This is a genomic window from Rhodococcus sp. 05-2256-B1, from assembly GCF_002258465.1.
Classification (GTDB): Bacteria; Actinomycetota; Actinomycetes; order Mycobacteriales; family Mycobacteriaceae; genus Rhodococcoides; species Rhodococcoides fascians.
On sequence record NZ_NOZA01000021.1, the window covers coordinates 236,881 to 243,337 of the forward strand.

General features: G+C 63.2%; 7 protein-coding genes. 4 read left to right on the forward strand and 3 right to left on the reverse strand.

The window, feature by feature from the left end:
- Positions 1-18: 18 nt before the first annotated feature.
- Positions 19-1,335: a class I SAM-dependent methyltransferase gene (locus CH285_RS12190; protein WP_032387970.1), complete on the reverse strand. Its 1,317-nt coding sequence runs from the start codon at positions 1,333-1,335 to the stop codon at positions 19-21.
- On the reverse strand, positions 1,332-2,777 hold the full coding sequence (locus tag CH285_RS12195; RefSeq protein WP_052055145.1) for an FAD-binding oxidoreductase: 1,446 nt from the start codon (positions 2,775-2,777) through the stop codon (positions 1,332-1,334). The genes CH285_RS12190 and CH285_RS12195 overlap by 4 nt, the downstream gene beginning before the upstream one ends.
- Before the next feature lie 258 nt (positions 2,778-3,035).
- Between CH285_RS12195 and CH285_RS12200 the strand changes: the two genes are divergently transcribed.
- Positions 3,036-3,470 carry an SRPBCC family protein gene (locus CH285_RS12200; protein WP_032384230.1) on the forward strand — a complete coding sequence of 145 codons (435 nt, stop codon included), beginning with the start codon at positions 3,036-3,038 and terminating at the stop codon, positions 3,468-3,470.
- Here the strand turns inward: CH285_RS12200 and CH285_RS12205 are convergent.
- Entirely contained in the window at positions 3,467-4,117 is a 651-nt protein-coding gene (locus tag CH285_RS12205; RefSeq protein WP_141214995.1) for a hypothetical protein, read from the reverse strand. The two genes, CH285_RS12200 and CH285_RS12205, sit on opposite strands and share 4 nt — an antisense overlap.
- A gap of 132 nt (positions 4,118-4,249) precedes the next feature.
- On the opposite strand from CH285_RS12205, the gene CH285_RS12210 reads away from it, so the two are divergent.
- The 3 genes from CH285_RS12210 to CH285_RS12220 all read left to right on the forward strand — a co-directional run bounded on the left by CH285_RS12210 (position 4,250) and on the right by CH285_RS12220 (position 6,340).
- On the forward strand, positions 4,250-4,588 hold the full coding sequence (locus tag CH285_RS12210; RefSeq protein ID WP_027494533.1) for a YbaB/EbfC family nucleoid-associated protein: 339 nt from the start codon (positions 4,250-4,252) through the stop codon (positions 4,586-4,588).
- Positions 4,589-4,597: 9 nt separating this feature from the next.
- Entirely contained in the window at positions 4,598-5,206 is a 609-nt protein-coding gene (gene recR, locus CH285_RS12215; RefSeq protein WP_027494532.1) for a recombination mediator RecR, read from the forward strand.
- A 126-nt stretch (positions 5,207-5,332) separates the two neighbouring features.
- On the forward strand, positions 5,333-6,340 hold the full coding sequence (locus tag CH285_RS12220; RefSeq protein WP_094644228.1) for a type IV toxin-antitoxin system AbiEi family antitoxin domain-containing protein: 1,008 nt from the start codon (positions 5,333-5,335) through the stop codon (positions 6,338-6,340).
- The last annotated feature ends 117 nt before the right edge of the window (positions 6,341-6,457 follow it).

Here is a 6,457-nt window from a genome sequence, read left to right on the forward strand (position 1 = left end):
AAGTTCCACTCACAAGGCTCAGCCGTTCCACCACGGACGCAGAGGTACGTCGGCTTGACCTTTCGGTCCCAGCTTGACCGCTAGAACCTGGTGCAGCTGAACGACATTGCGCTCGAATCCCAGACGGGACCCGGCCATGTACAGGCCCCAGACACGGGCTGTTCCCTCGCCGGCCTCGGCGACGCACGCATCCCAGTTGTCGACCAGGTTCTGGCACCACCCGGCGAGGGTCAGCGCGTAGTGCTCGCGGAGGTTCTCCTCGTGCCGGACCTCGAGGCCGACGTCCTGGATCTCGGTGATGATGCGACCCGATCCGGTCAGCTCCCCGTCGGGAAAGACGTACCGGTCGATGAAGCTGCCTGCCTTGGCGTGCGCGCGGTTGTCGGGCCGGGTGATCGAGTGGTTCAGCAGTCGACCACCGTCACGCAGCTTGGACTGGATGAACGTGAAGTACGCCGGGTAGTTGCCGACACCGATGTGCTCGGTCAGCCCGATCGACGAGATCGCGTCGAAATTCGTCTCGGGCACGTCGCGGTAATCGGAGAAGCGAACCTCGGCGAGGTCCGACAGCCCCTCGTCTTCGATGGCCTTCTGTGCCCACGAGGCCTGCTCCTGCGAGAGAGTCACACCGATGACCTGAACTCCGCGTCGCGCTGCGTAGCGCACCATCGAACCCCAGCCGCACCCGATGTCGAGCAGCCGATCACCGGGCTGCAGACCCAGTTTGTCGAACACCAACCGATACTTGTTCTCCTGCGCGGCCTCCAGAGACTGCTCGATGTTCTCGAATGCCGCACAGGTGTACGTCATCGAGGGACCGAGGACCATCTCGTAGAACCTGTTGGACACGTCGTAGTGGTGGTGGATCGCTTCGGCATCGCGTGTCTTGGAATGCCGCAGACCTTCGGCGATGCGACGCCACCGTGGAATCGCCTCCTGGGGCGGAGGAGCGATGGGACGCAGCACGTCCCAGCCGAGCGACCGAGCGATCGAGGTCAAGGTCATGGCCGATGGGCGGCGGAAATGGAGCTCGTCGCCCATCAGCGCGAGCAGTTCGTAGGGATCACCGGGATGAACACCGGTGGCCTCCAGGTCGCCGGAGACATAGGCGCGGGCCATGCCGAGATCGCCGGGAGCTGTTGCGAGATAAGTGGTTCCGCGTGGGCTCTTGAGGTTGAGGCCGATCTTGGCATCCTCGGGGCCGGCCACGCTGCCGTCGTACGCGGTGAAACGCAGGGGAATGTTGCCGTCGGAGATCAGCTCGAGGATCTCGGAGATCTTGAGTTTCTGTGGCCCGTTCACCGTGCGATTGCCGGAGTCCTTGAACGTCGTCATTTGCGCTGCACCGCCTTCGAGTACAAATCCAGCAATCGGGATTCGGGATCGTATTTTTTCTTCAGTTCTCTGTATTTCTCGCCGCCGTAGAGAACGGCGAATTCATCCTCGGTGTAGTAAGCATCCGAGTACAGCGATTTATGCCCCTCGAACTCGGTGACCTTCTTCTCGATGGCGCGGTTCGCGGCACCCTCGGGTCGACCGGGCACGATCGGCACCGACGACCAGAAGCCGATGTTGACGTAGGTGCGCTTGGGCTCGAGCGGGTACAGCGGCCACGGCCTGGACGGATCGGCTCCGGGGGCGGCCGGTTCGCGAAGACGCAAGGGGCACAACCACAACGGCTCGATCGGAATCTCGTCGAGAAACCAGCGTACGAATCCGGCGGTGTGTTCGATGGGAACCTCGACGTCCTGTACGACGCGTTCGCGCGGCGGATTTCCCTTGCGCTTCTCGAGTCGATCGGCGATGTCGTACTTGCGATCGAGGCCGATCAACTTCCAGTAGAAGCTGCTGCGCCGGTACTTGCGCGGCCAGAAGCGTCGGATCCGGGGGTTCTGGGTTCCGAACGCACGCGAGCACCAGAACCAGTCGGTATCCCACCGCCATAGGTAATCGTGGATGGTGAGCCGATCGGTCTTCGGAGTGTCCGACGAATGCTGGATCGAACGGTAGAAGATGTCGGCACCGGTGTAGTCGCTGACGGGGCCGGGCTCATCGGTCTGGACCCCGAGAGTGAGGTAGCTTTCGTCGGCGCTGAAGACGACGCCGTCCAGGTACTGAACTTCGATGCCGTCGTACTCACGCCGAGCGACGATGGTGCCCATCGTCGTTTGAAGCGCGTCCAGATCGTGGAATCGCAAGTGGCGCAGGGCAACGAACGGAAGTACCGGCTCGAGTTCGATCTTCAGCCGCGTCGAGTAGCCGAGAGTGCCGTACGAGTTGGGAAAGCCCCAGTACAGGTCCGCGTGCTCGCCCTCGGGTGTTGCCGTGAGGATCTCACCGCTACCGGTGAGGACGTCGATCTCGAGTACCGACTCGTGCGGAAGCCCGCTGCGGAACGACGTCGACTCGATGCCGAGTCCGGTGACCGCGCCGCCGAGGGTGATCGTCTTGAGCTGCGGAACGACGAGAGGGGCGAGGCCGTAGGGCAGCGTCGCGTCGACCAGATCCTCGTACGTGCACATCCCCGCCACGTCGGCGGTGCGAGCCGCGGCATCGACGGTGACGACCTTGCTCAATCCCGAGACGTCGAGTCCCGGCGTCTTCGAGGTCGTCCTGGCCCGAAACAGGTTGGACGTCTTCTTAGCCAGACGCACCGTCGCGTCGGTCGGTATTGCGCGATAGCTGCGAAGCAACTTCTCGACACCCGACCGATGCGCTGCGTAACCGCTCTCCCTCGGTTCTGGCCGTCGTCCGAGAAGAGCATTCACTGAAGCCACGAGTAGACGCTATATCTCGTACTGCTCGGTATCCACGGAAGCTGCCGACGGTCCGGTGAAACTTCATGCAACTGTTGTCGAATCGGACGGCTCAAACAGAACTATTCGGACAAATGGTTGCATCATGCATGTGTTTTTCGATGACAACTGATCGTATGTGAACCACCTCACACACCTTCGGCCGTAGTGCCGACATCGGGAGCGACGCGAGGCAGGATGGAGAACGCAACCCCAATCGACTCGAAGGAGAACGTTCTCGTGGCTCAGGTCAGCGCATCCAGTTCCGCCACCATCGCCACCACACCCAATCAGGTGCTCGCCGCGCTCGCCGACTACGAAACCGTGCGGCCCCGCATCTTTCCCGAGCAGTATCGCGACTACCGGGTGGTGCAGGGCGGACAAGGCGACGGCACCGTGGCCGAATGGACCCTGCAGGCCACCGAGAAGCGAGTGCGCAACGTGAGCGCCTCCGTCACGGTCTCCGGCTCGACCATCACCGAACGCGACGCCAACTCCTCCATGGTCACCACCTGGACCGTCGCCCCCGAAGGCAACGGCACTGTCGTCACCACGACGACCGAGTGGACGGGTGCCGGAGGAATCGGCGGATTCTTCGAGAAGACGTTCGCGCCCCTCGGATTGAAGAAGATCCAGGCCGCGACCCTCGACAACCTGCGCCGCGAGTTGATCTAGACCCGCTCGAAATCCGGTTCTTCGATCAACGCCAACGTGCCGACCACCACGGTGCGCATCGACCACAGAAACATCCCGTCGGGTCCACGGTCGACCGTGTCGTAGGCCCCCGGCAGGGTGTCGAGGTCGGTGCGCGCCGCGATCGCGTCGTCGTACTCACGGTCGCGGCGATCGGCGTTGTACACCATCTGCGCCAACGCCAGTGCATGTTCGCTGACGGTGATGACGGCCCACGTCGCCTGCTTGGAAGTCAGTTCGTAGCGCACTCGATATCGGGTCTGCACGGTGTCGGCCATGCGCAGCGCGTCGACGGAACTGGGAGTCAGTCCGATCAGGTACTCGGCGATGCCCGGGTTCTCGAGTACGAGCACCCGCAGTGCAGACGAGAGTCCCAGCAACGCGTCGTGCATCGGCTCGTCGTCTCCGGGGAGCGGCGGCGACCACCGGCGCAGGATCTCCTCGGCGACCAGGGCCTTGAGCGCGGTCGGGCCGTCGATGTTGTTGTAGATCGCGACGATCGATACGCCCAGCGCGTCGGCGACCGACTTCACCGTCACCTTGGGCAGCGTCAGGGCGATGCCCGCCTCGGCCATGGTTTCGGGAGTCACTCGGCGCTTGCGAGGGGTCGAGCTCGCCGGCGCGTTCATGCCCTCAGGCTACGTGGGCTCAGAACTGACGGAACGTCAGCCGAGTGTCGAACCCGATCGTGCGGCCGAACGTCGTCCGACACCGTGCGACTACGCTGGAGGTCGCTTCGACCCACGCGAGAGGACGGCACAGTGCAACCCGGTGAACAGCCCGACATGGCCTCGATTCTGCAGCAGGCTCAGCAGATGCAGCAGCAACTGATGGCGGCACAGGCGGAGATCGCCGAAACCGAGGTCACCGGCCAGGCCGGCGGCGGACTCGTCGTGGCGACCGTCAAGGGAACGGGCGAAGTGGTCGGACTGACCATCGACCCCAAGATCGTCGATCCCGACGACGTCGAGACACTGCAGGACCTGGTGATCGGTGCCATCGCCGACGCGTCGAAGGCAGCGCAGAACGTAGCGAGCGAGAAGCTCGGCCCCCTCGCAGGCGGCCTCGGCGGCGGCTCCCTCGGACTACCCGGCTTCTAGGCGAGACGAGTGTACGAAGGTCCCGTACAGGATCTGATCGACGAGCTGGGAAAGTTTCCCGGCGTCGGTCCGAAGAGCGCTCAGCGCATAGCGTTTCACCTCCTGGCCGTCGAGCCGCCCGAGGTCGATCGCCTCATGCGCGCGCTGCAGCGCATCCGCGACGGCGTGCAGTTCTGCATCGTCTGCGGGACCGTATCGGACAAGGAACTGTGCCGAATCTGCGCCGACTCCCGACGTGACAGGTCCATGATCTGCGTCGTCGAAGAGCCCAAAGACGTTCAGGCCGTGGAACGTACGCGCGAATTCAAAGGCCGATACCACGTACTCGGCGGAGCGCTCGACCCACTCAACGGAGTGGGCCCCGACCAGCTGCGCATCCGAGAGTTGTTGACCCGCGTGGGAACTCAGGACGACGGCGTCGACGTCACCGAGGTCATCATTGCCACGGACCCCAACACCGAGGGCGAAGCAACGGCTACGTATTTGGTGCGGATGATGCGCGATTTCCCCGGTCTCGCCATCACCCGTCTCGCCTCCGGCCTGCCGATGGGCGGAGACCTCGAATTCGCCGACGAACTGACACTCGGCCGAGCTCTCACCGGTAGGCGTCGTATGTGAGAGCGGCTTCGCCGCACGTGCGTGGAAGTTCGTAGCAGGGGTCGAGTTTCCACTCACGACCCTTTCTATCCACAGCCTGTGGATAGATTCTGACGCGGTCACCGTAAACCGGCAATCCTGAGGTACATGAGGACGAGACCGGCGGGTGCCTGGCAGCGACTACTGGACGATCAGCACGGAATCATCACCACGAAGCAAATGCACGAGAACGGGGTCAACAAGGACTCCATCGACCACTGTGTGGAAACTGGGCAGTGGCTCAGGGTGTTTCGCGGAGTCATATCGGTGACCAACGGGCCGCTGACTCGTGAGATGCAGCTGTCGGCGGCATTGTTGTTCGCGGGCCGGGGAGCGTTGCTCAGCCACACCACCGCCGCTGAGGAGTGGGGGTGGCGGCGGGTCAGTTCTGGGCCGGTTCATCTCACCGTTCCCTACGGGTGCTCGGCAATCAGCAGGCCGCCGACAATGCGACACGCCAAGCAGAACTTCACGTCGGAGAGCAATGAACAAATTCATCCCGGCGTGATCGTGCACCGTTCCCGAGCCATGAGCCACATCGGCGTCGAGACGAATCCGGCGCGAACGAGCGCTGCCGACACGGTGCTGGATCTGACAGTCGCAGAACCGTCGTCGAGGCAGGCGGTGATCACGCTGGTTTCAGCGATGTCATCGGGCGGCGTGAACGTCGCGGCAATGACGCGCAAGATCGAGGTCCGACGGCCGATGCGCTACCTGAAGGCGATTCTGCACACGTTGGCTCTCATGCGCGACGGGGTCCATTCTGCGCTGGAGCACCGCTACGTGCTCGATGTCGAACAGGCGCACGGACTTCCGGCCGGGAAGCGGCAGGCACCGGTCTTCGTCGACGGCCGTCAGCTCTTCGAGGACATTCGTTACGAAATATGCGACCTCATCGTCAGGCTGGACGGCCAGGCTTTCCACTCCGCCAAGCAGCGGCGTTTTCGCGATCGACGACGCGACAATGCCGCGGAACTACGGAACCTGCCGCGGCTGATGTACGGCTGGCACGAAGTGACCGAAGACCCGTGCGGTGTGTACCGCGAAGTCCGCGAGGTGCTGGTCAGGGAGGGATGGAACGACTCGTCGTATCCCTGTGAACGGTGCACGTCGTGAGTGGAAAATCGTAGTGGGCTACGGGCGGATTCGAGCGGTGGTTGCAACGTGCCTGATCATTAGGGATGTTTGCGATGGTTCACCCGGGTTTCTCACATCAGGTTCGGATGACGTTCT

Coding starts and splice junctions, on each gene's coding strand:
- CH285_RS12190 (WP_032387970.1), bottom strand. CDS start 1,335: ATGACGACGTTCAAGGACTCCGGCAATCGCACGGTGAACGGGCCACAG.
- CH285_RS12205 (WP_141214995.1), bottom strand. CDS start 4,117: ATGAACGCGCCGGCGAGCTCGACCCCTCGCAAGCGCCGAGTGACTCCC.
- CH285_RS12220 (WP_094644228.1), top strand. CDS start 5,333: ATGAGGACGAGACCGGCGGGTGCCTGGCAGCGACTACTGGACGATCAG.